This window comes from Sandaracinus amylolyticus, assembly GCF_000737325.1.
Classification (GTDB): Bacteria; Myxococcota_A; Polyangia; order Polyangiales; family Sandaracinaceae; genus Sandaracinus; species Sandaracinus amylolyticus.
Map to the genome: position 1 here is coordinate 7,206,473 of NZ_CP011125.1, position 21,633 is coordinate 7,228,105.

A 21,633-nucleotide genomic window follows, 5' to 3' on the forward strand; every position below is an offset into this window, starting at 1 on the left:
CGGAGGGCGGCTTGGTGAGACGCCCTCCGCGCGACGCTCAGGTCGATGCGGTGATCGTCGCGAGGTGATGGCGCGCGTGCGCGAGCACCGCGTCGTCGCCGGTGCGCAGCGCCCACTCCGCGATCACGACGGCGTACGCGGCCCAGCGCTCGATCGTGTGCGACACGATCGCGGGCCAGGTGACGCCGCCTGCGCGCGCGAAGCGATCGACGACCGACTCGAGCGCGTCGCGCCCGTAGCAGCCGAAGAACATCGCGAGATCGAGCGACGGATCGGTGGCGCGGGCCTCGGTCCAGTCGAGCACGCCGGTGATGCGTGACGCGTCGTCGAGGAGCAGATGGCCGGGGTGGAGGTCGCCGTGCGCGAGCGCGACGTGGGCAGGCCACGACGCGTCGTCGTCGATCCATCGCTGCCATCGCGACCACACGGCGTCGGACGGCGCGAGCACGTCGCGTGTCGCGTGCATCGCGCGGGCGAGCTCGGCGCGCGCGTCGCCGGCCGCTTCGACGCGCACGCCCGCGTCGTGGATGCGATCGACGGGGATGGACTGCAGCGACGCGATCAGGCGCGCGTAGGTGTCGAGGAACGCGTCGGGAGGCGCGCTCGGATCGAACGCCCACTGGAGCGCGCCCGCGTCGTCGAAGCGCCAGCCCGGCGTGCCCTCGATCCGCCGGTACGCGATCACGTCGCGCGCGTGCACGCGCCACTCGGGCACGGCGGCCGGAAGCGACGGCGCGACGAGCCGGAGCACGCGCGCCTCGCGCTGTGCGGACGCGATCACGTCCGGTCGGCGCGGCGTGCGGACGACCCACGGCGAGCCCGCGTCATCGCGCGCGTGGAGCACGAGGAAGTCGAGCCCGCTCGCGTCGAGCGCGTCACGCTCGGGCGCGACGCGGAGCCCGTAGCGCGCGGCCGCGCCCACGAGATCCGCCGCGGTCGTGATCGCGGGGAGCGGAGGCAGCGCGGTGCGCCATCGCTCGAGCACGTCGGGCCGAGCGCGGACCGCGAGCGCGGTGCCGGGCTCGTCGTGGTGCTCGGAGACGACGTGTGCCTCGGCGCGGATCTCCGCCATCAGGCGTCCTTCGGTGAACGGAACGACGAGCACGTCGTGCTCCTCGTCCCGCGCGAAGAACGCGACGATCGCGTCGCGAAGTCGGCGCACGTCGGCGGGATCGTGCGCGCTGATCGCGAGGGCACCGGGCAGCTCGCGCAGCAGCGACGCGCGGCGCTCGGGATCGACACGATCGATCTTGCTCAGCACGATCCGCGTGGGGGACGTCGCGCCGATCGTCTCGAGCACCTCGCGCGTGACGCGCAGCTGCTCGCGATGCTCGGGGTCCGATGCGTCGACGACGAGGAGCAGCAGGTCCGCGTCGCGCGCTTCGTCGAGCGTCGTGTGGAACGACGCGACGAGCGCGTGCGGGAGGTTCCGCATGAAGCCGACCGTGTCGGAGACGAGCACGCGCGGCGTCGTCGCGGGCGAGAGCGCGCGCACCGTGGTGTCGAGCGTCGCGAAGAGCGCGTCTTCCACGAGCACGTCGCTGCCCGTCAGCGCGCGCAGCAGCGACGACTTGCCGGCGTTCGTGTAGCCGACGAGCGCGACGCGCGGCACGTCACGACGCGCCGCGGCCTGGGTCGCGCGCGAGGCGCGCAGTCGCTCGACCTCGCGCTCGAGCCGCGCGCTGCGCTCGCGCAGCTGCTGCTTGCGCAGCTCGACCTCGGTGTGGCCGCGCGCGCCGCGACCTCCACCGCCGCCCTCGCGATCACGTCGCGCACCGTCGTCGCGCACGCGAGGGATCTCGTAGGCGAGCCGCGCGAGCTCGACCTCGAGCTGCGCGAGGCGGGTGCGCGCGCGCTGCTCGAACACCCGCAGCACGACCGCGGTGCGGTCGAGCACCTCCACGTCGAGCTCGATCTCGAGCTCGCGCTGTGCTCCGGGATCGAGCGCGCGATCGACGACGACGAGCACGCGCTGATCGGGCGCGCGCGCCAGCGCGTCGATGCTCGCGCGCACCTCGGCGCGCTTGCCGGCGCCGGGATCGCGCGTGAGCGGGACGGTGTGTGCGACGCGGATGCCGAGCCCGGCGAGCAGGCGCTCGAGCTCGGAGGACGAGGCCTCGCCGCTCGGCGCGAGCAGGATGGCGAGGTCGGACGATCGATCGGTGGACGAAGAGCTTCGGGGACGGGTCATCTCGGACTCCTTCGCCGCGCGATGGCGCGGACGTGGGGACGACCCGGACGCGGGTGGGCACGACGCTCGGGGACACGACGCAGCGTCCACGAGATGCTGCGGGCAGCTCGGAGGTCTGCGACGTGATGGCTCCTCGATTGCGCGATGCACCGCGCCCGGGCCTTCCGGTGGGAAGGGACGGTTCGGGCGGGTTGCTCGCGACGCGCGTGCGGCGGGTTGCGCGCGACGGCGTCGCGGTGCTCAGCGCAAACGGAGCGACTTCAACACCAGGCGCAGGATGGCCGCGAGCACGCGCTAGCGCCAGCGGGATCTCGTTCGCGGCGAGATGAGAGCGAGATTAAATCGACGCGATTCATCGGTCCTAAGCTGCATCACAGCGGAGGAGACGTTCTCCTGTCACGCATGCGAGACGTCGCCCTTGCGTCCGGCATCGCTGCGATCGCGCTGTGCGCGTGCACCGTCGAGGCGCCGGGTGACGACGCGGACGCGTCGATCGCGCCCTTCGACGCCGGCGCCGATGCGGGCCGCGGCTACCTCGTGTTCTTCGACGAAGGGCTCGACGAGGCGATCGAGCGGCGCTTCGAGTCGGCGATGCCCGCATCGAGCGAGCCGCCGCGCATCGTCTATCCCGAGAACGGCACGCTCGTGCCGCCGAACCTCGTCGGCGTCGACGTGCACTTCACCGGGCGCACCTACGACACGTTCGAGCTGACGTTCTCGCAGCGCGGCGCGCGCGCGATCGTGGTGTACGCGTGGTGCCGTCCGGTCGGCTCGGGGTGCGTGCTGCAGCCGTGGGACGAGGTGTGGAGCGCGCTCGCGTCGCGGCGGAACATGGGCCCGTTCGAGATGCGCATGCGCGGGCTCGCGGGAGAGCGCGTCAGCGCGCCGTCGGAACGGGTGGAGCTCGAGCTCGCGCAGGAAGCGATCCAGGGCGCGCTCTACTTCTGGTCGACCGATCCGCCGTCGATCCGTCGTTACGACTTCGCGCTCGGGCGGCGCAGCTCGGAGCTCTACCTGAGCCAGACCGAGGAAGGCACGTGCGTCGGATGCCACGCGATCTCGCGCGACGGATCGCGCATCGCGGTCGGCGTGTACGACGCGACGAACGGGTTCCGCGCGCGCATCTACGACGTCGCGACGCGCTCGCAGGTGCTCGCGAGCGAGATCGACGCGCCGCTCCCTGCGTATGGCGCTGCCGACGATCTGCTGGTGAGCGGGAGCCCGCCGCCCGCCGACGGGATGGATCGCCCGCTGCGCATCGTGTCGGGCGCCGATGGTCGCGTGCTGCACGAGTTCGGCGTGTCGGGCGTGTCGGCGGACTGGTCGCCCGATGGATCGCGCGTGGTGTTCGAGGGCGCGATCGACGCGGAGACGCGCGCGCTGCAGCTCATCGCGCGGAGCGGCGAGGCGTGGGGCGCGCCGACGGTGATCGAGACGGCGGGCACCGAGGAAGAGCACGGGCCCGCGTTCGCGCCCGACTCGGAGTGGATCGGATACACCGGGCGCGTCGACGCGCGATCGGTGCTGGTCGCGACGCGCGGATCGGACGTGCCGCCGGTGGTGCTGCAGCGTGCGCTCGGTGCGAGCACCGACGCGACGTGGATCCGGTGGAACCCGAGCCCGTATCTGCAGCAGGGCCGGCGCATCTACTGGCTCACGTTCTCGAGCGGGCGCGCGCACGGCGTGGTCGATGGCGGCGAGCGCCAGATCTGGATCGCGGCGTTCGATCCCGAGGCCGACGCGGACGATCCGTCGCGCCCCGCGCTGCGCTTCCCGGGTCAGCGCGGCGACGTCGACAACTTCATCGCGGAGTGGACGACCGAGGCGCGGAGACAGCCCTGCGAGGACGACGACGACTGCCCCGCGGGCGAGGTGTGCGTCGACGGGTTCTGCTTCCCGGAGGGGCCGGAATGAGGGGGCGCGCGCTGTGTCTCGCGCTGGTCGCGCTCTGCGGCTGCACGCGCTTCTACGACGTGCCCGACGCGGGCGAGGACGCAGGTGCGATCGCGGACGCCGCGATCGACGGCGGTGCGATCGCGGACGCCGGCGTCGACGCCGCGGATCCCCAGGCGCGCTGCGACGAGGAGGGCGAGCTGTGCTGCCTCGGCGCGACGTGCGGCGGAGGGCTGCTCTGCGTGGAGGGCACGTGCACGAGCGCGGGCTGCGGCGCGATCGGCGGTCCGTGCTGCGAGCTCGATCAGTGCGATCCCGGCGGCGTGTGCGAGGACGGTACGTGCGTCGACGCGCCGTGCGGCGCCGATGGCGCGGCGTGCTGCGAGGGCGAGACCCCGTGCGACGAAGGGCTCGCGTGCCTCGGCGATCGCTGCGGCCCGTGCGGCGCGGCCGATCAGGACTGTTGTCCGGGGATGGTCTGCGACGCGGGCATCGAGTGCCTGCAGAACCTCTTCGGAGCGTGGGTGTGCGTCGCGCCGCCGCAGTGCGGGGAGCTCGGCTCGGAGTGCTGCGCGGAGGGCGCCGCGTGCGGCGCCGGCCTGGGCTGCGTCGCGTCGGACTTCGGCGCGCCGATCTGTCTGCCCGGACCGGCGTGTGGCTCCGACGGACGCGCGTGTTGCGAGGGCTCGCCGGCGTGCGGGCTCGGGATGGACTGCACGAGCTCGGAGGACGGAGTGGACCGCTGTCGGCGGTGCGGCGAGCACGGGCTCGCGTGCTGCGTGGGCGGTGATCCTCCGTGTGGTCCGGGACTCACGTGCAGCGATGGTCTCTGCGGGCTCGCGCCGTGAGGAGAGCGAGCCCGGACAGGTATTGGAGCGGTGACATGACGATGCGATGTCTGTGCGCGTGTCTCGCGATCTGCGTCGTAGCTTGTTCCTCGAGCGACGACGGCTCCGATGCGGGAGCGAGCGACTCGGGGGCGGCGGACTCCGGCGTCGACGCGGGGCTCTCGTATCGAGTCTTCTTCGACGAGGGATTCGGCGAGGAGACGAGAGAGCAATTCCGCACTGCGTCTCCCGCGTCGATCGCCGCGCCGGAGATCGTCTATCCGGAGACTGGCACGCTCGTCCCGCCGAACATGCTCGGGATCGACATCCACTTCCGCGTCGCCGTGGTGCAGGCGTTCGAGGTGACGTTCGCGCAGGGCGGGATGCCGTCGGTCGTCGTGTACACGCGGTGCGCGCCGGTGGGCGACGGGTGCGTGTTCCAGCCGTGGAGCGAGGTGTGGGAAGAGGTCGCGGCGCGGCGCGCGGCGGGGCCCTACTCCATCACGATCCGCGGGCTCGCCGGAGATCGCGTGACCGAGCCCTCGGCGGCGATCGAGCTCGAGCTCGCCGACGAGCCGATCGAAGGCGGCCTCTATTATTCGTCGGCGACGGACTCCCCTCCTTCGATCCGCCGGCACGAGCTGGGCCTCGCGCGTCGTAGCGCGGAGCGATTCCTCGACACCGACGGGCTCTTCACGACGCACTCGGTGTCGCGCGATGGAACGCGGATCGCGATCAGCTCGGTCGGCAGCGACACCGACGTGATCACGCGTGTGTTCGACGTCGTCACGCGCGCGGAGATCGACGCGCCGTTCGTGTCGGAGGTCGGATACGTCGCGCGGTACGGGCCCGAGCACGATCTGCTGCTGAGCTCGCAGCTCGCGGATCTGCCCGACACCCGCACGATCCAGATCGTCCACGACGGCAGCGTCGTGGAGGAATTCGACGTCGGCCCGGGTCACTCCGCGGACTGGTCGCCCGACGGAGATCGCATCGTCTACGACCTGACGGTCGACATGCGCGGGTTCCTGTTCGTGTTCGATCTCATGTTGATCGAGCGCGTCGACGGAGCTTGGCAGGCGCCGAGGAAGATCCCGACGCCCGACATCATCGGTGCTTATTCGCCCTCGTTCGCGCCGGACTCGGACTGGGTCGGATTCACCGCGCTCGACTCCACCGATCAGGACGCGACTGGCACCTTCGCGCCGCTGCTCGTCGCGACGCGCATCTCCGATGGACGCTACGTGCACCTGCGCCGCGCGCTCGGGGACGTGGATCGATTCCACGAGCGGCCCGAGATCCTGCGGTGGAACCCGAGCCCGTACACGCACGACGGTCGTCGGATCTACTGGCTCACCTTCTCGACGGCGCGCGACTGCGGGCTGCTGCCCGCGATCGATCACGAGTTCACCGCAGGGCGGCAGGTCTGGATGGCGGCGTTCGATCCCGAGGCCGATCCTGACGATCCCTCGCGCCCCGCGTTCCGCGTCCCGGCGCAGCGCTGGCGCATCGACAACCGGATGGGCGAGTGGGCGCTCACGGTGCGGCGGCCGCAATGCGAGACCGACGCAGACTGCCCCGACGGTGAGCAGTGCATCGACGGCTTCTGCTACGAGGCGCCGGAATGACGACGCGCATGCTTCTCGCGCTGGTGCTCGCGTCGGCGCTCGGATGCTCGTCCGAGCCGGCGAGCGAGACCGACGCTGGCACCGTCGACGGCGGCGGACTCGACGCGTCGATCGCGGTCGATGCGGGCGGCGATCCGCGCGCGCGATGCGACGAAGAGGGCGAGGTCTGCTGCGCCGACGGCGAGTGCGGCGGCGGACTGCCCTGCATGGGCGGTCTGTGCGGATATCAGGGCTGCGGCGAGATCGGACTGCCGTGCTGCGCAGAGGGGTACTGCCACCTCGGCATCGACGCCGTCTGCGAGGACGGGATGTGCGTCGAGCCGGGCTGCGGCTCGGAAGGGCACGAGTGCTGTTTCGAGGGCACGCCGTGCCGTGAGGACTTCCTCTGTCACGAGGGCACGTGTCTCCGCTGTGGCGCGCTCGGCGAGCAGTGCTGTCCGGGCGCGGAGTGCGACGGTGACCTCTATTGTCTCGCGGAGGCGGGCACGCTCGGACAGTGCCTGTCGGAGCCGCCGCCGTGCGGCGGCGAGTACGAGCGTTGTTGCGACGAGGGGCCGCAGTGCGGCGCGGGCCTCGGGTGCACCGTCGCGACGCCCGGGGACGCGTTCTCTCAGTGCGTGGTCGGACCGACGTGCGGAGCCGATGGGCGCGCGTGCTGCGAGGGCGCGACGCGCTGCGGGACTGGCATGCTCTGCGCGAGCGAGAGTGACGGAGTCGATCGCTGTCGCCGATGCGGCGACTTCGAGATGCCCTGTTGTGAGGGCGAGCGTGCCTGTGGTCCGGGACTGACCTGCGCTGGGGACATCTGCCAATTGCCGTGAGCGAGCCGAAGCTTCGTGCACGTCTGCATGCCGAGGAAGTGAGTCGGGCTCAGTTTCATCGCGGCGGGCGGCCGAGCACCTGCGCCAGGCGCGTTTCGGCCCGCTTTCGCGCGGCGTCCGCGGCGGCCCGCGCGCTCGCGGCGTCCTGCTCGAGCGCGTTGACGCGATCCTGCGCCTGCCCGAGCTCGCGCACGTAGCGCAGCCGGAGCTCGCCCTCGGCGCCGCCCTCGCGCAGCACCTGCAGCTGCTCGGAGATCTTCGACTGGCCCTGCTGCACCTGCGCGCGCTGCTGCTCGAGCTGGTGCGCGCGCGCGTCGTGCGCGGTCGCCTCGGCCCATGCGGAGACGATCTCGGAGAGGGCGTCGGCGAGCGGTCCCTCGAGCACGCCGACGCGCAGCCACTCGCTCAGCTGTGCGGGCGAGAGGCTCGCGTACTCGATGCGGCGCGAGCCGTGGCCGAGCTCGACGACCTCGAGCTCGACGTGACCGCGCGGCGGCACCTTCGCGCGGAAGCGGCGCCACGACGCGGTCTCCTCGAACGGCTTCGCGGTGCGGTCGGCGAGACGCCGCTCGTTGCGCTTCGGCAGCTCGAAGACGACCTCGACCTCTTCGTCGTGATCGCTGTCGGCGCGGAGGACGTGGCGATCCTCGATTCGCTGCTCCTCCGCGAGGAAGCGATCCGCGAGGCGCACGCCGGTCGCGACCCAGCGCGTGCTGCTCTCGTGCTTGCAGCGCACGGCGAGATCCTTCGCGTACGCGAGCTTCACCGAGGCGCCGCGCACCGTGTACGGGACCATCGCTTCGCCCGCGTACACGCCCTCGTCGTAGATCACCGCGGGGCCTTCTTCGAGCACCGCGCCGGTGTGGTTGTCGAACGAGAGCACGAGGTCGGGCGTCGGAGGCGTGCCCGCGCGCCAGATGCGCTCCTTGCGCGCCTCCGCCGGAGCCGCGAGCAGCGGCGCGAGCGCGGAGCCGCCGCGCGGAAGCGTGATCGGCTGCGCGATGCGGTACTCGAAGAGCTCGCCGCGATCCTCGAGCAGCGCGGCGCCGTCGGCGGCCTGGAACATCGCCTGCGCGGGCATGCCCGGCTGCGGCGGAGGAGGAGGCGCGGCCACCGCGGCCATCATCGGCGCGGCCGGCGGGCCACCGAACCCGGCGGGCGCCGCGGCCGGGGCGAGCGCCTTGGCGACGCGCGGCGCGCGCTCGTACTGCGTGGGCGCGGACGCCGCGCGCGAGCTCTCCTCGACGACCACGCGCTGCACGGTCTTCGGTCGGTAGAGATCGATGTCGAACGAGATCGGCTGTCCCGTCGTGAGCGTGAGCGCGACGTCCTCGACGTCCTCGTCGAGCGGGTTGTGCACGATCGCCCACGCGGAGACGACGGTCTCCGTCGCGGCGGCGACGATGCGATAGGACACGCGCCACACCGGCGCGGGCACGACGTACGAGACGCGCAGATCGTCGGCGCGTCCGTCGACGCCGATGCGCACCGAGCGACGCTCGTGGCTCGACGCGGCGCGACGTCGGTCGAGCAGCAGTTCGAGATCCGCGGCCGCGACGGGATCGTCGAGGAGCACCTCGCGCACGCGCTCGAGATCGACGACGCGGATCGCGCCGCGCTCGACCCGCAGCGCGACGAGCGGTCGCACGCCCTGATCGACGCGGCGCATCTCGAGGCCGATCACCTCGCCGGTGATCGTGGTCTGGTCCTCCTTCACGCTGACCCGACGACCGCGGAACGCGGTGAGCAGCGCGGAGAAGCTCTCCTCGGGCGGCAGGACGAGCCCGCGCGCCGCGAGCGCGCGCTCGGGATCGTCGGGCTTGTCGAACGCGATCGCGGTGGGACGCGCGTCACCCGCGGCGACCCACACCGCGAGCGACTTGAGCACGTCCTTCATCTCCTCGCGCTCGAAGGAGAGCTCGAAGGATCCCTCGCACGGCCCGCCGCGCTCGACGTGCGCGACGCCGTGCTTGAAGAGCACCATGCGCTGCACGGTCGGTCGCTTCGCGTTCGTCGTCGTCATCGATCCTCCTCGTGCGACGCGCTGCGAGATCAGAACAACGTGCCCTGCTTCTTCTTGGCCTTGAGGCCGAGGTGCTCGAACGCGCGCTCGGTGGCCATGCGCCCGCGCGCGGTGCGCGCGAGGAACCCGTTCTGGAGCAGGTACGGCTCGATCACGTCCTCGAGCGTGTCGCGCGGCTCGCTCAGCGTCGCCGCGAGCGCTTCGATCCCCACCGGTCCACCGCCGTAGAACTCGATGATCGCGCGCAGGAATCGGCGGTTCATCTCGTCCAGCCCGAGCTCGTCGACCTCGAGGCGCTCGAGCGCGGCGCGCGCGGTCTTCGCGTCGAGCTTGCCGTCGCCGAGCACCTCCGCGAAGTCGCGCGCACGACGGAGCAGGCGGTTCGCGATGCGCGGCGTGCCGCGCGCGCGTCGCGCGATCTCGAGGCACGCCTCCTCGACGATGCGCACGTCGAGGATCCCCGCGCTGCGCCGCACGATGCGCGCGAGATCGGACGGGTCGTAGTAGTCGAGGCGCGCCTCGATGCCGAAGCGCGAGAGCAACGGCCCCGTGAGCAGCCCGGTGCGCGTCGTCGCGCCGACGAGCGTGAACGGCGCGATCGGGATCTGCAGCGTGTTCGCCATCGGTCCGTCGCCGTGCACGACGTCGATGCGGAAGTCCTCCATCGCCGTGTAGAGGTTCTCTTCGACGACCGACGAGAGACGATGGATCTCGTCGATGAAGAGCACGTCGCGCTCGCCGAGCTTCGTGAGCAGCGCCGCGAGCTGGCCCTTGTGCTCGATCGCCGGGCCGTGCGCGAGGTGCAGCGTCACGCCGAGCTCGGCCGCGAGGATGTTCGCGAGCGTCGTCTTGCCGAGGCCGGGCGGGCCGAAGAACAGCGTGTGGTCGAGCGGGCCGCCGCGGGCGCGCGCGGCGTGCACGTAGACGCGCAGGTTCTCGACGAGCTTCGGCTGGCCGACGAACTCCTCGAAGCGCGTCGGGCGCAGGCTCGCGTCGAGGCGGCTCTCCTCGTCCCCGGCGGGCGCGGCCTCGAGCAGGTTCTGCGGGCGCTCGACCTCGCTCGCGCTCGACTCGCTGCTTCGAGCGGACTTGGGCGTCTTCTTCTTGGTCGCCATCGACGTCAACCCAGCGACGAGAGCGCTTCGCGCAGCAGCACGTCCACCGACTTGCCGTCGGCGCCCGGCGTGATCGCGGCGACCGCGCGCTCCGCCTCGCCGGGCTTGAAGCCCATCGAGACCAGCGCCGACGCGACCTGGCCCAGCGGGCCGCTCGGGATCGGGATCGGCATCGCGATCGGCGCGCCGACGCTGCCCGACGACGAGCCCGCGGTGACGAACCCGAGCTTGTCGCGCAGCTCGAGCACCAGGCGGTCCGCGATCTTCTTGCCGACCCCGGGGATCCCCTTGAAACGACTGGGATCTTGGCGCGCGACGGCGTCGGCGAGGCCACGCGCGTCGAGGTGCGAGAGCACCGCGAGCGCGAGCTTCGGGCCGATCGACGAGACCGTCATCAGCGTGCGGAACGCCGCGCGATCCTCGGGTGTGGCGAACCCGAACAGCGCGATCGCGTCCTCGCGCACGTGGGTGTGGACGTGCAGCGTCACGGCTTCGGGCGGAGTGGGGAGGCGCCCCAGCGCGCCGAGCGGCACCGACACCTCGTACCCGACGCCCGCGACGTCGAGGACCACCGTTCCGTCGACCCCCCGATCCACGATCTGCCCGCGAAGACGCCCGATCACGCGCGGACAGTACCACGCAGACGATCATGTGAGCCGTCCGAGGGGAGCCGGGACACAACTACGGTGTGAGCCGGGAGACACCGCGGCGTCTGCGCCTGATCAGCCCTAGCGATCCCGTCGTGGAGTCGCACGAGGGCGCGAAGGCCTCGGGAGAGATCCCGGCGGACGTCTCGGGCCGGCTGCCCGTGGTGGCGCCGGTGGATCTCGCGTCGGCGTTCCGGGCGTACGGCCGCTACGTCGCGTGGATCGGGATGCGCATCCTCGGGCGGCCCGAGGACGTCGACGACCTCGTGCAGGACGTCTTCCTGGACGCGGTGCGCGGGATGGAGCGGCTGCGCGATCCCGGCGCGGCGAAGGCCTGGTTGGGCACGCTGACGGTGCGTAAGGCACGTCGAGTGCTGCGCAAGCGACGGATGATGCGCTTCCTCGGCGTGGACGAGGGCGCGGACTACGGAGAGATCGTGGACGAGACCGCCTCGTCCGCGGAGCGCGTGATGATCGCGGATCTGTATCGGATGCTCGACACCTTGCCGACCGAAGAGCGGCTCGCTTGGACATTGCGACACCTCGAAGGGGAACAGCTCGAGCGAGTGGCCGAGCTCTGCGGGTGCTCGCTCGCGACGGTCAAGCGGCGGATCGCGGCGGCGCACGCGGTCATGGGGGGAGAGCTGGGCGATGTCTGAGCGCGCGACGCTTCGGCAGATGACGCGTGCGGCGAAGCAGCACGTGAGCATCGAGTGGGACGCGGCGAGGGCCGCGCATCTCGCGGAACGTGCGAGCGCGCGGCAGCGTCGTCGCACGCTCGCGCGCGGCGCGCTGGGTGCGGGCGTGGTCGCGTTCGCCGCGGGGTTCCTGCTGATCCTCGGCGTGCGACACACGCCAGCCGCGACGCACGAGCCCGGCGCGATCGCGCACGCCACGCCGGGCGAGGGGCACGGTGTGCTCCGCTTTGCCGAGGGCTCGGTGGCGACGCCGCTCGACGCGAGCTCGGAGCTCGTGGTCGCGTCGGTGCGAGACGACGAGATCGTCGTGGACGTGGTGCGCGGCGGTGGTCGCTTCGAGGTCACGCCCGGGCTGCCGCGTCGCTTCCGCGTGCGCGCGGGCGAGGTCGTCGTGACGGTGCTCGGGACCGTGTTCACGGTGCGGCGCGAGGGCGCGGGCGCGAGCGTCGAGGTCGAGCGCGGGCGCGTGCAGGTCTCGTGGGAGCCCGACGGGAGCGCAGTGCTGGGCGCGGGCGAGAGCGACGCGTTCCCGCGCGCGATGGCGACGGTCACGGTCGCGAGCGAGCCGACGAGCGCGCCCGCGCCGGTCGTCGAGGCGGAAGAGATCGCGAGGGCGATCGTCGTCGACGAGCCCGCGCACGAGCCGGCGCCGCGTCCGCGCGATCGTCGCGCGCGCGCCGTCGAGCGCGTCGAGCCGACGGACGAAGAGCCCGAGCTCGCGCCGGAGGTCGAGCTCGCGGAGTGGCGCGCGCTCGCCGAGCAGGGCCGCTTCGACGAAGGCTACGGGCTCCTGCTCGCCGACTCGTCGGTGCTGCCGTCGCGGGATCTCGAGGCGCTCATGCAGGCCGCCGACGTGGCGCGCCTCTCGGGACATCCGAGCGAGTCGCTCGCGTACCTGCGCCGCGCGCTCGCCGTGGGCCGCGGTGATCCGCGCGCGCCGATGGTCGCGTTCACGCTGGGCCGCGTGCTCCTGCAGCAGCTCGGGCGTCCGAGCGACGCCGCCGCGGCGTTCGCGCAGTGTCGCGCGATGGCGCCCGACGGCTCGCTCGCGCAGGACGCGCTCGCGCGCGAGGTCGAGGCGTGGCACCGCGCCGGTGACGCAGAACAGGCGCGCGAACGCGCGCTGGAGTACCTTCGCCTGCATCCACACGGGCTCCGCGCGAGCGCCGTGCGGCGCTATGGAGGCATCGAGTAGCGCGACGCTCGCTCGCAGCACGATCATCGCGATCGTGTGCGCGCTCTCGATCCCTCTCGCCGCACGAGCGCAGGACACCAGCACGATCACCGGCCCACGCGTCGCGCTGGAGGTCGAGGCGTGCGCCGGGATCGATCCCGAGGTCGTGCATCGCATCCTCGGCGTCGAGCTCGGCGCGGACGCGGATCTCGACGCGCTTCCGACCGATCCCGAAGCGAGCCGGGTGCGCGCGACGTGCACCGACGCCGACGGCACGCGCGTGTCGCTCGCCGTCGACGAGCCGCTCACCGCCAAGCACCTCGAGCGCTCGATCGATCTCGCGGCGTCGCCCGAGTCGGGGCGCTCCCGCCTGGTCGCGCTCGCGCTCGCCGAGCTGCTCGCGGCGAGCTGGATCGAGCTCGGGATGCGGCGCGATCCCGAGGTGGTCGAGGTCGGCGCGCACGGCGGTGACGAGGCGCGCGCGGTGGCGCTCGCGATCGCGCGCGGACGGTTGCCCGGCGCGGAGGTGGTGCGCGTCGAGGAGACGCCGCCGGAGCGGCCGCGCGCGCGTCCGTTCGGCGTGCGCGCGATCGGCGTGGGGCGCGTGTCCGGCGATCCGCTGCACTTCTCGGGCGGGGGTGGGCTCGGCGTCGATCTCGAGCTCTACGCGCCGCTCGCGATGAGCATCGACGTGCGCGGCGAGCAGGGCTCGGTGACAGTCGGCGAGACTGGGCTCGTGCGGATGACGGTGGCGTGGGCGAACGCGCTGCTCGCGCTCCGCGTGCCGTTCGGTCTGCACCACGCGGACTTCGGCCTCGGCGGACGCGCAGGCTACGGCTGGATGGTCGGCGAGGGCGAGCGCGGCATCGGTGGTGCGGAGCAGAACGGGCCGCTCCTCGGGGTCGTCACCGCGACGCACATCTCGCTGCACATCGTCGCATCGGCGTACCTGCACGTGGGGATCGAGCTCGCGTGGATCACGCTCCCGCTCTACGGAACGCTGGGATCCACGGGCGAAACCGTGGCCCGCGTCGGCGACGGGCAGCTCTCGATCACGCTCGGGTTCGAAGTACGTCCCGAATGATCTCGCGCGCGTTGGGGACAAAAAGAGGGTTCCGTGTGAACGCGTGAGCCGATCGTGACGGTTGCGTGCACGAGTGAGGACGGAGGCGAATTCCGACTCATGCGAAGCCGCATCTCGCTCGCGCTCGCTCTCACGACGTGTCTCGGCGCGATCAGCGCGGGGTGCGACGGCAACGGAGGTCCGGTCCTCGTGCCCGACTCCGGTCCCACCCCGATCGACTCGGGTCCGCCACCGGTCGACGGCTTCGTGCCGGACACCGTGCGGCCGAGCGTGACCGAGACCTCGCCCGAGCAGGGCGCGAGCGGCGTCGCTCCGAGCACGACGATCGTCGTGACGTTCTCGGAGGAGATGAACGAGACCGCGGGCACGGTGTCGGTGCGCGCCGGCGCGGAGACGCGCGAGGTCGATCTCGCGTGGAGCGACGACTCGACGACGCTGACGATCACGCCGCGCGCGGCGCTTCCGAGCGAAGCGCGCGTCACCGTGACGCTCGAGGACGACTTCGCCGACGTCGCGGGCAACACGCTCGCCCTGCCCTACGTGCTGGTGTTCGAGCTGGGCGACACCGATCCGCCGGTCGTCGCGTCGAGCGATCCCGCGCAGGGCGCGACCGATCTGAGCGCGCGCGTCGATGCGCTCACGATCACGTTCGACGAGCAGATGGACAACAGCGTCGGGACGCTCGCGCTCAGTGGCGGCGCGGGCACCATCGGCACGCTCGAGTGGCTCGACGGGCGCACGCTGCGCGCGCCGCTCTCGGGCCTCGCGTACGGCACGACGTATCGCATCGCGCTCACGGGCTTCACGGACGGCGCGGGCAACGCGCTCGACGCGTCGGTCTACCTGGACGAGGGCGCGATCGAGATCACGACGGGCGCCGACGAGGACGCGCCGCAGGTGGCGGACTCGGTGCCCAGCGAGGGCCAGGTCAACGTCGCGCTCCGCGGCACTCCGTCGATCGTGATCGTGTTCGACGAGCCGATGAGCACGACCGTCGGAACCGCGACGCTGCGCGCGGGTGGGCTCGAGACCGTGCTCAGCGGGACGTGGTCGGACGGCGGCCGCCGCTTGACGATGCCGGTCGCGGGCCGGCTCTATCCGGACGCGCCGCACTCGGTGGTGCTCGCGGGCTTCGTCGACGTCGCGGGCAACGCGCTCGACACGACGACGTACCTCGGCGACGGCGCGCTCGACTTCGACACCGGCGCGGACGCGACGGTGCCGATCGTCGTGTTCTCGTATCCGAACGAAGGTTCGGCGATCGCGGATCATCAGCTCGCGCGCGTCGAGATCGCGTTCGACCGCGCGATGGATCAGGAGGCGGTCGAGACGGTGCGCGTCGACGACGGCGAGGCTCCGTTCGACGCGAACGTGACGTGGAACCTCGCGGGCACGCGCGCGTACGTCGACGTGTCCGAGCAGATGTACTCCGGGCGCTCGTACTCGCTCGATCTGCGCGCGTTCGTCGATCTGAACGGCGACCCCGTCAATCCCGACGCGCCCTACCTCGGCAACGGCGTGCTCGAGTTCCAGACGCGCCGCCCGCGCGGTGAGCAGTGCCGCGACGAGCTCCGCGCCGGGGAAGCGACGAGCACGCTGCCGAGCGGCGGCTACGAGTGGGTGATCGCGCCTGCGTCCGTGACGCTCGTCGACAACGGGAGCGCCTGCCACTACGCCGGCGCGCCCAGCGCGCAGATCTCGCCCGACGCGCTCGTCCGCTATCGCAAGACCACGGCGGCGGGATCGGCTGGCGGGCGGTATCTGCACGTGCGCGCCGCCACGCCGAGCTCCGGAGATCGCGTCACGCTCGCGGTGTACCGCGACGCGTGCGGCGAGGCCGCCGAGGCCGGCGACGACGCGCGCGTCACATGCCAGTGGGACCGCTACGTCTGGGATCAGTACCTCGACGTCGGCGCGGGCGACTACTACGTGTGGACCGCGCTCACCGGTGGCCGTCTCCTCGACGAGCCGATCACGGTGACGATCGAAGAGGTCGACACGGTCCCGGTCGGCGAGAGCTGCGCGAACCCGTACACGGCCGACCCCGCGCTGCCCGTGTACACCGCACCGAGTGCGCCGGGCGGAGAGCACGTCTGGACGATCCCGGCGAACACGCACGGCAGCGTCGACATGGACGACTCGTGGCCGGGCGACAGCGGCATCTCGTGCGACCCCGACCAGGTGCAGGGCGTCGACTACGTGATCCGCATCGACAAGACGAGCAACGACTCGCTCGTGTCGGTCGTCCCCGAAGCCACCGCCTCGGGCAACGAGTTCCACGTCGAGGTGCTGGACGCGTGCGACCCGCGCCTCGCGACCACGCGGTCGCTGCTCTGCGAAGCGCGCTTCCAGGCGAGCGGAAATCAGCTCACGGCACCGCGTCGCCTGACGTTCGGCGGACCCGCGGGTCCGTACTACCTCTGGGTCGCCCAGGACATGCAGCGGACGGACCTCCAGCCGAGCCGCATCCGCGTGCAGGAGTTCGCGGACACCACGGGCAGCTCGTGCGCGAACGCGATTCGCATCGAGCCCAACGTGACGACGCCGGTGACCCCCACCTCGCCCGCGCGCCTCGACGTGCCGAGCTGCATGCAGGGTGGCAACTGGACGTCGGATTCGCGTCTGACCGACGGAATCACCTGGTACCGCCTGACGACCACCGACGTGGCGACGGTGGTGCACACCCTGCAGGCGGGCACGCCTGCGACCGCCGGAGCGATCGCCGTCGTCGACGCGGCGAGCGGTCGCGAGCTGACGTGCGGCACGGACGCGAGAGAGGTGCCGGGTCTCGCGCTGATGCCCGCCGGCCGCGACGTGTGCATCGCGGTGCGCAACGACAGCAACGTGGGTGGGCTGCAGATCGCCAGCTTCCCCTACGCGGGTGTGATGGGGAATGCGACCGACCTCGGGGTGCTGCCGCCGATCAACGAGACGAACGGCAATCTCATCTCGATGGCCGGCGACACGTGGCTCGCGGCGACGCCGACGACGCTCTATCTCGGCCTCAGCAGCACGGTCATCACGGCTCCGCGCAGCGGGGGCACGCGCGCGGCCGTGCTCACCTCGCAGAGCAGCGCGCTCGGGCGCGCAGGTCTCTCCATCGGCGAGGCTCTGTTCTCGCTCGACGACGCGCTCTCGGGATCGAGTGGGCGCCTGTACCGGCTCGTGAATCCCGCAGGCACGTGGCAGACGACGCCGGAGCCCTGGGACGCCACCGTCACGTGGCCGGCGCGCATGTTCAGCGCGATGACGTTCGACGGAACGTCGCTGCTGGTCTCGAACGACTACTCCGCGACCGTGCCCGTCGTCATCCGTCGATTCAGCCCGACCGCGCCGGCCGATTCCACTTCGCTCGGGAACGTCGGTGGCAGCGCGCAGCGAGACATCGTCGGGCTCGCCGCCGACGAGACGTGGATCTACTTCGCCGGAGGTCGTCAGGCCGCGACCGACTGGGAGCTCGGCGTCTTCCGCGTGCGCCGGAGTGAGCTCACGACGATGACGCCGCAGCGCATCGCCCCGATCCCGCTCGACGTCTCGAGGAACTCGTCGGGCGCGATCACCGACGTCGCGCAGGCTCCGATGGCAGTCGATTCGACCGTCGCCGCGACGTACCTCTACGTGCGCGGCGGAGATGGGCACGTCCACGTGATCCGCGATCCCGGTGGGACGACGCCGATCTACCTGGGCCCGATCAGCCCGTACGGGCGCGATGGCGACCGCGGCATGGCCTACGACCCGGCAGGCCCGTCGATCTTCCTGTTCGAGACCGAGACGCGCACCCAGGGCAATTTCGTTCGCTTGGACTGAGGGAGTCGCAACGATGAAGAAGACCGTCCTCCAGCGCATTTCCCTCGCTCTCGTCATCGCAGCGCTCGCGTTCGCTGGCTGTGGTGACGACGACGCGCCGATCACGCCCGACGCCGGTCCGATCGAGGACGCGTCGAACGGCGACACGGATGCGGGCGACGTCACGCCGCCCGCGGTGATCGCGACGACGCCGAGCCACGGCGCGTCGGGCGTGCGGACCGACACGACGATCGCGATCGCGTTCTCGGAGCCGATGGACGTCAGCGGCGGCGCGATCGGCGCCGCGTCGGACGACGGCGCGATCGACCTCGGAGACGGCGCGTGGAACGACGAGCGCACCGTCGTCACGTTCATGCCCGTCGACGCGCTGCCGACTGGCACGACCATCACGGTCACGGTCGGGAGCACGTTCCGTGACGAGGCGGGGAACTCGCTCGCACCCGCGCACTCGTTCGAGTTCGAGACCGACGACGCGGTCGCGCCGACCATCGTGCGCACCGCGCCCGCGGAGGGCGCGACGGGCGTCGACGCGGCGCTCGCGACGATCGAGGTGGAGACGAGCGAGCCGATGCGGGTCGCCGCCGGCCGTGCGCGTCTCGAAGGCCCCGGAGAACCGACGCTCAGCGCGGTGAGCTGGACCGATCGCGTCGCGCGGTGGACCGTGTCGGGGCTCGAGCCGAGCTCGAGCTACGAGCTGGTGCTCGATGGCTTCGAGGACGTCGCGGGCAATCCGCTCGACACCTCGGCGCTCGGCGACGACGGTCGGCTGGACTTCGCGACGGGCGCCGACACGCGCGCGCCGGTGGTGATCGAGAGCACGCCTCGGGAGGCGCAGCTCGACGTCGACGTCGGGCTCGTCTCGCGCGTGGCGATCACGTTCAGTGAGCCGATGGACGAGGGCGCCGGCGCGTTCGCGCTCGAGGTCGGCGCAACGGCGACGGAGCTCGAGGTCGTCTGGGATCGCGGTGGCCGTCGCGCCGTGCTCGACGTCGCCGGCCGCCTCACCTCGGCGGCGCCGCACCGAGTCACGATGAGCGGCCTCCGGGACCGCGCCGGGAACGCGCTCGACGGCGCGACCTACCTGGTCGACGGTGCGCTCGACTTCACGACGGGTAGCGACCTCTTCGTGCCGTTCGTGGCGTTCACGTCTCCCGAGGAGGCCTCGACGGCCCCGGGCGGTCTGCTGTCCATCGTCGTCGTGTTCAGCGAGGCGATGGACACGTCGACGACGACCGCTCCGCTCACCGGAGACGGCACGACGACGACGCTCTCGGGCACGTGGTCGTCGGGTGACACGGTGCTCACGCTGACCTCGCCGGGCCTGCAGGCCGGTCGCGCGTACGGCCTCGACCTGCGCGCCTTCCGCGACGCAGGAGGCACGCTCGTCGACGCCGCCCACGCATATCTCGGCGACGGCATCGCGAATTTCACGCTGGCTCCGCCGACGGGCGAGGGCTGCGGCAACGCGCTGACCAACGAAGAGGCGACCTCGAGCGGCGCGGGCTTCGTCGAATGGGTGATCCCGGCCGGCGCGACCTCCGCCGACGGAAGCGCGCCCTGCGACCTCGACGGCCACGGCCCCGACGTGCTGGTCCGCTATCGCAAGTCGACGGCTGCGTCGGACGCCGGCGGGTCGGCGCTACACATCGTCGTGACGCCGGCGACGAGCACGCACTGGCTCGACGTCGACGTGCTCGCGAACGACTGTCGCACCGAGCCGGCCTACGCCGACGCGTCGCGCGCGCGCTGCTTCACGGGGCGCCGCTCGTGGGAGACCTGGCTCGACGTCGGCCCCGGCGACTACTTCGTCTGGGTCGCCCGCGACGGCGCCAACACCTTCGACGGCGCGACCGTTCGCGTCGAGGAAGTGCCGACGGTTCGCGCGGGTGAGAGCTGCGAGGCTCCTCTCGACGCAACGAACGCGGGAGCGATGTACACCGCGCCCACTCGCGACGGCGCTCCGCACCGCTGGACGCTCCCCGCGGGATACGCGATCTCGCCGGACCGCGGCGCGCTTCCCGAGGGCCCGCTGGGCGCGCTCGCGTGCTCGCCCGACGGCGCACGCGGCCAGGACGCCGTCATCACGTACGAGAAGCAGACGGCGACCAGCCTGCTGAACGTGCGGGTGACCACCGGCGACCCGACCGCACGCTTGGGCTTCGAGCTCGTGCGTGGCTGCAATCCCGGCGTGGCTGAAGTGCTCGCGTGCGAGCTCGTCGATCAGACGCCGCTCGAGCGCGAATGGACGTTCGACGGTCCTGCGGGGCCGCTCGCGGCATGGCTCGTGTCGCAACGGCGCTTCGCCCTCCCGACTGGCACGACGAGCAGCGACCCGAACGCGAACTGGCCGCTGATGCCGCAGGCGACGGTCGAGATCACCGAATTCGAGCCGCAGCCGGGTGACTCCTGTGCCACCGCGATCCCGCTCACCGCGGGCACGAACGTCGTGAGTGCGAACCGCCCGTGGCGCGCCTACGTCCCGGCGTGCCTCGAAACGGGCGGCGTGACGTGGTTCCGCTACACGCCGGCGCAGGGGCTCGCGGTGGTGCGCACGAACGGCCCGACCACCGGCGCGGTGGTCGATCGCGCGAGCGGTGAGGTGCTGCGCTGCTCGGCGCAAGACGAGACGACCGTCGGAACGCCGGGTCTGCCGGTCTTCGGTGAGGTCGGCCGCGAGGTGTGCATCGCGCTCTCGTCGAGTAGTGGCGTCACCCAGATCACGGTGGACGAGATTCCGTACGACGGACCCCGCGGCATCGAGACGACGTATCCCGTCGAGCTCGCGTCGGGCGTCTCGGTCCTGACTGGTGGCTGGATGGCCGTCATGGACGACGACGTGTTCCGCGCGGGGCTGTCCGGACGGATCCAGCGCCTGTCGACCTCGGGCGGCGTGGTGACGCAGACGATGATCACCGGGGCGACGACGACGACGGTCGGCGGCGGCGCGGTCGCGCGCCCCGAAGGGCTCTACGTGATCACGACGAACAACACGGCGACGAACGCGCCACGTGTGTTCCGCGTGACCGACGCCACGGGCGCGTTCCTCGCCACGCCCGTGGCGCTCGATGCACCTCCGGAGGACTTCCGGTACCCGGCGGCTCCGCTCGGTGCGATCACCTGGGACGGCACCCAGTTCATCGTCGCGACCACCCACCGCACCTCGTCGCAGGCGCCGATGACGCGCGACGGATGCTGCGACCCGACCACCTATTACACGATCCCGGCGACTGGCGGCGCGCCCGTGGCGATCGGCTCGAACGCCACCATCGTCGACGTCAACGGCATCGCCGCGGACGCGACGTACCTCTACCTCAACGGCCGCATCGCCGGCGGCTACGACGAGACCCAGAGCCCCGGCTCGATCTGGCACCCGTCGATCTTCCGGCTCCGTCGCGACCAGCTCGCGCAGCCCACGCAGACCCCGGTCGTGCTCTACGCGGGCTCGCTCTCGGCGGACAGCGGCGACGTCTGGGTCGACGACACGACCGAGGCCGACGTCCTCTACTTCCGTACGACCAGCCCGAGCAACGCGATGATCGTCGTCGATCCCGGCGCCGAGACGCCGCGCTGGATCGGCGCGCTCTGGCGCGCGCCCGCCAGCGCACAGAACGGCGGGCTCGGCTACGACCCGCGCGGACCCTCGTTGTGGCTGCTGGACACCACCCCGAACCCGGATCGCTGGGTCCGCCTCGACTGATCGCTCCCTCGCACGAATCGCTGGAGAT

At 72.0% G+C, this 21,633-nt stretch carries 13 protein-coding genes; 9 read left to right on the top strand and 4 right to left on the bottom strand.

What is annotated here, in order from left to right:
- Positions 1 to 37: 37 nt before the first annotated feature.
- On the bottom strand, positions 38 to 2,191 hold the full coding sequence (gene hflX, locus DB32_RS45790; RefSeq protein ID WP_083457963.1) for a GTPase HflX: 2,154 nt from the start codon (positions 2,189 to 2,191) through the stop codon (positions 38 to 40).
- A 402-nt stretch (positions 2,192 to 2,593) separates the two neighbouring features.
- Here hflX and DB32_RS30565 point away from each other — a divergent pair, with 402 nt between their 5' ends.
- Genes DB32_RS30565 through DB32_RS30580 form a run of 4 tightly spaced genes read left to right on the top strand, consistent with a single transcriptional unit; the run spans position 2,594 to position 7,360 of the window.
- Positions 2,594 to 4,105, top strand: coding sequence for a TolB-like translocation protein (locus DB32_RS30565; RefSeq protein WP_053236182.1), 1,512 nt, complete (start codon positions 2,594 to 2,596; stop codon positions 4,103 to 4,105).
- Entirely contained in the window at positions 4,102 to 4,932 is an 831-nt protein-coding gene (locus DB32_RS30570; RefSeq protein ID WP_053236183.1) for a hypothetical protein, read from the top strand. The genes DB32_RS30565 and DB32_RS30570 overlap by 4 nt, the downstream gene beginning before the upstream one ends.
- 35 nt (positions 4,933 to 4,967) lie before the next feature.
- Positions 4,968 to 6,539 carry a TolB family protein gene (locus tag DB32_RS30575; RefSeq protein WP_053236184.1) on the top strand — a complete coding sequence of 524 codons (1,572 nt, stop codon included), beginning with the start codon at positions 4,968 to 4,970 and terminating at the stop codon, positions 6,537 to 6,539.
- Entirely contained in the window at positions 6,536 to 7,360 is an 825-nt protein-coding gene (locus tag DB32_RS30580) for a hypothetical protein (protein ID WP_053236185.1), read from the top strand. The genes DB32_RS30575 and DB32_RS30580 overlap by 4 nt, the downstream gene beginning before the upstream one ends.
- A gap of 55 nt (positions 7,361 to 7,415) precedes the next feature.
- Here DB32_RS30580 and DB32_RS30585 read toward each other — a convergent pair whose 3' ends face one another.
- Genes DB32_RS30585 through ruvA form a run of 3 tightly spaced genes read right to left on the bottom strand, consistent with a single transcriptional unit; the run spans position 7,416 to position 11,121 of the window.
- On the bottom strand, positions 7,416 to 9,383 hold the full coding sequence (locus tag DB32_RS30585; RefSeq protein WP_053236186.1) for a hypothetical protein: 1,968 nt from the start codon (positions 9,381 to 9,383) through the stop codon (positions 7,416 to 7,418).
- 29 nt (positions 9,384 to 9,412) lie between these two features.
- On the bottom strand, positions 9,413 to 10,498 hold the full coding sequence (gene ruvB, locus DB32_RS30590; protein ID WP_083457965.1) for a Holliday junction branch migration DNA helicase RuvB: 1,086 nt from the start codon (positions 10,496 to 10,498) through the stop codon (positions 9,413 to 9,415).
- Positions 10,499 to 10,503: 5 nt separating this feature from the next.
- A complete protein-coding gene (gene ruvA / locus DB32_RS30595; protein ID WP_053236187.1) occupies positions 10,504 to 11,121 on the bottom strand; it encodes a Holliday junction branch migration protein RuvA in 618 nt (205 codons plus the stop codon).
- Between the two features lie 119 nt (positions 11,122 to 11,240).
- Here ruvA and DB32_RS30600 point away from each other — a divergent pair, with 119 nt between their 5' ends.
- From DB32_RS30600 to DB32_RS30620, 5 genes are all read left to right on the top strand, one after another.
- Positions 11,241 to 11,804, top strand: coding sequence for an RNA polymerase sigma factor (locus DB32_RS30600; protein ID WP_053236188.1), 564 nt, complete (start codon positions 11,241 to 11,243; stop codon positions 11,802 to 11,804).
- A 19-nt stretch (positions 11,805 to 11,823) separates the two neighbouring features.
- Complete coding sequence (locus tag DB32_RS30605) at positions 11,824 to 13,038, top strand: FecR family protein (RefSeq protein WP_205627090.1); 1,215 nt, start codon at positions 11,824 to 11,826, stop codon at positions 13,036 to 13,038.
- A complete protein-coding gene (locus DB32_RS30610; protein WP_053236190.1) occupies positions 13,022 to 14,101 on the top strand; it encodes a hypothetical protein in 1,080 nt (359 codons plus the stop codon). The genes DB32_RS30605 and DB32_RS30610 overlap by 17 nt, the downstream gene beginning before the upstream one ends.
- Before the next feature lie 99 nt (positions 14,102 to 14,200).
- Complete coding sequence (locus tag DB32_RS30615; RefSeq protein WP_053236191.1) at positions 14,201 to 17,908, top strand: Ig-like domain-containing domain; 3,708 nt, start codon at positions 14,201 to 14,203, stop codon at positions 17,906 to 17,908.
- A complete protein-coding gene (locus DB32_RS30620) occupies positions 17,811 to 21,605 on the top strand; it encodes an Ig-like domain-containing domain (protein WP_083457966.1) in 3,795 nt (1,264 codons plus the stop codon). The genes DB32_RS30615 and DB32_RS30620 overlap by 98 nt, the downstream gene beginning before the upstream one ends.
- The last annotated feature ends 28 nt before the right edge of the window (positions 21,606 to 21,633 follow it).

What these genes read in the sequence shown, in the direction of transcription:
- hflX (WP_083457963.1), bottom strand. Translation starts at nt 2,191, where the DNA reads ATGACCCGTCCCCGAAGCTCTTCGTCCACCGATCGATCGTCCGACCTC.
- DB32_RS30565 (WP_053236182.1), top strand. Translation starts at nt 2,594, where the DNA reads ATGCGAGACGTCGCCCTTGCGTCCGGCATCGCTGCGATCGCGCTGTGC.
- DB32_RS30570 (WP_053236183.1), top strand. Translation starts at nt 4,102, where the DNA reads ATGAGGGGGCGCGCGCTGTGTCTCGCGCTGGTCGCGCTCTGCGGCTGC.
- DB32_RS30575 (WP_053236184.1), top strand. Translation starts at nt 4,968, where the DNA reads ATGACGATGCGATGTCTGTGCGCGTGTCTCGCGATCTGCGTCGTAGCT.
- DB32_RS30580 (WP_053236185.1), top strand. Translation starts at nt 6,536, where the DNA reads ATGACGACGCGCATGCTTCTCGCGCTGGTGCTCGCGTCGGCGCTCGGA.
- DB32_RS30585 (WP_053236186.1), bottom strand. Translation starts at nt 9,383, where the DNA reads ATGACGACGACGAACGCGAAGCGACCGACCGTGCAGCGCATGGTGCTC.
- ruvB (WP_083457965.1), bottom strand. Translation starts at nt 10,498, where the DNA reads ATGGCGACCAAGAAGAAGACGCCCAAGTCCGCTCGAAGCAGCGAGTCG.
- DB32_RS30605 (WP_205627090.1), top strand. Translation starts at nt 11,824, where the DNA reads ATGACGCGTGCGGCGAAGCAGCACGTGAGCATCGAGTGGGACGCGGCG.
- DB32_RS30610 (WP_053236190.1), top strand. Translation starts at nt 13,022, where the DNA reads ATGGAGGCATCGAGTAGCGCGACGCTCGCTCGCAGCACGATCATCGCG.
- DB32_RS30615 (WP_053236191.1), top strand. Translation starts at nt 14,201, where the DNA reads ATGCGAAGCCGCATCTCGCTCGCGCTCGCTCTCACGACGTGTCTCGGC.
- DB32_RS30620 (WP_083457966.1), top strand. Translation starts at nt 17,811, where the DNA reads ATGGCGACCGCGGCATGGCCTACGACCCGGCAGGCCCGTCGATCTTCC.